We start from the raw sequence: 435 nt of genomic DNA, 5'->3' as shown, positions 1-435 counted from the left end.
CCTCGAGCAACGCGTTGGGAAACCAATCGTATTCGGATGCCATCACGAAAGCGTCGGCGCCGGCCATGACCTGCCACGGTTCGCTGGTGCGCCCCTTGATGAAAACGCGCTCCTGCAATTGGAGCGCGTCGATTTGCGCGCGCAAGGCCGGCTCCTGCGGCCCTTCGCCATACAGGTGCAGTTCCCATTGATCGAACTGGCCAGCGGCGGCGGCGAATGCATCGACGATCCGGTCCACCTGCTTCTCCGACGACAGCCGGCCAAGCGAAAGCAGGACCTTGCGGCCCGCGCCGTGCCTCTTGTGGTTAAGTCCGACTGCGGCGGGAACCGGATTGGCGACCACACCGACCCTCTTCAAGCCGGGAAAGAGCGCCGGCACCTTGGCTGCGCCGCCCTCGGTCTGGACCGCGAGCATGTCGGCCAGGCGGTAGGTCC

Annotated in this window: 1 protein-coding gene; it reads right to left on the bottom strand. The window is 65.7% G+C overall.

The genetic code is table 11. The annotated features are described in order from the left end of the window. A partial coding sequence (locus D0817_RS26720) for a glycosyltransferase (RefSeq protein WP_127341007.1) occupies positions 1 to 435 on the bottom strand: 435 nt, incomplete at both ends.

It is taken from the genome of Flavobacterium cupreum, assembly GCF_003996965.1.
Lineage (GTDB): Bacteria > Bacteroidota > Bacteroidia > Flavobacteriales > Flavobacteriaceae > Flavobacterium > Flavobacterium cupreum.
The sequence above is the reverse complement of the archived record's forward strand: the minus strand, read 5'-3'. Positions and strand labels throughout refer to the sequence as shown.